Source organism: Rahnella sp. BIGb0236 (assembly GCF_004364755.1).
GTDB lineage: Bacteria > Pseudomonadota > Gammaproteobacteria > Enterobacterales > Enterobacteriaceae > Rahnella > Rahnella victoriana.
Genome location: NZ_SOAO01000031.1, coordinates 1 through 1,424, shown reverse-complemented (window position 1 = coordinate 1,424; position 1,424 = coordinate 1). Strand labels below are relative to the sequence as shown.

Annotated in this window: 1 protein-coding gene; it reads left to right on the top strand. The window is 52.0% G+C overall.

All coding sequences use genetic code 11. From position 1 onward, the window contains the following. The first annotated feature begins 83 nt into the window (after positions 1-83). Positions 84-1,415, top strand: coding sequence for an IS4 family transposase (locus EDF78_RS25475; protein ID WP_133824213.1), 1,332 nt, complete (start codon positions 84-86; stop codon positions 1,413-1,415). The last annotated feature ends 9 nt before the right edge of the window (positions 1,416-1,424 follow it).

Genomic DNA, 1,424 nt, shown 5'->3' with positions numbered 1-1,424 from the left:
TAATGCCGATCAGTTAAGGATCACTTGAACGATCCTATGGCTGTGTAAAAATCCGGAAACGTTCTTCGTTTCCGGATTTTTTTATGCGTATTGCTCAGGCTCTTGATCTCATTTCTTGTTATGACTCTACTCGTAAGCCTCTGACTTCTCTTGGAGATTTCCTCGATCCCGAGCTCGTCTCCTCCTGTCTGGCTGAATCCGGCACCGTCACCTTACGTAAGCGTCGCCTCCCGCTCGAGATGATGGTCTGGTGCATCGTCGGCATGGCGCTTGAGCGCGAAGAACCGCTCCACCAGATTGTTAACCGGCTGGATATTATGCTGCCCGGCAAACGGCCTTTCGTTGCCCCGAGCGCCGTTATTCAAGCTCGCCAACGTCTGGGCAGCGAGGCTGTCCGCCGTGTTTTCACCCAAACAGCACAACTGTGGCATAACTCCGTCACGCATCCCCACTGGTGTGGTCTGACATTGCTGGCGGTAGACGGTGTCGTATGGCGTACACAAGATACTCCGGAAAATGATGCCGCCTTCCCGCGTCAGACGCACGCCGGGCAACCGGGGCTTTATCCGCAGGTGAAAATGGTCTGTCAGATGGAACTCACCAGCCATCTGCTGACTGCCGCCGCTTTCGGCACGATGAAAGACAGCGAATACACGTTGGCAGAGAAACTGATAGAACAGACTGGCGATAACACACTGACTTTACTCGATAAAGGCTATTACTCATTAGGGTTGTTGAATGCCTGGACTCAGGCGGGTAAAAACCGTCACTGGATGATCCCATTGAGAAAAGGGACGCAGTACGAAGAGGTCCGAAAACTAGGCAAAGGCGACTCTCTGGTGAGGTTAAAAACCAGCCCTCAGTCCCGGAAAAAGTGGCCGGAGTTGGGAGAGGAGATGACGGCTCGTCTTCTGACGTTCACTCGTAAAGGGAAGATCTGTCATCTGCTGACTTCAATGACGGATGCGATGCGTTATCCGGGAGGAGAGATGGCGGATCTCTATCGGCACCGGTGGGAAATCGAACTGGGTTATCGGGAAATTAAACAGACGATGTTGCTGAGCCGGTTAACGCTGAGAAGCAAAAAGCCGGAGCTTGTAGAGCAGGAGCTATGGGGGGCACTACTGGCCTATAATCTTGTTCGTTATCAGATGATTAAGATGGCGAAAAGCCTGAAGGGTTACTGGCCGAATCAGCTTAGCTTCTCAGACTCATGCAGTCTGGTGATGAGGATGTTAATGACACTTCAGGGCGCTTCACCGGGTCGGATCCCAGAGCTGCTGCGTAATCTGGAGGGTATGGCGTTGATGGTGAAGCTTCCTACAAGAAGGGAAAGAGCCTTTCCCCGAGTGGTAAAGGAAAGGCCCTGGAAGTATCCTAAAGCTCAGAAAAAAGCCAGTCTGTTGCTTAACTGACTGGCATTA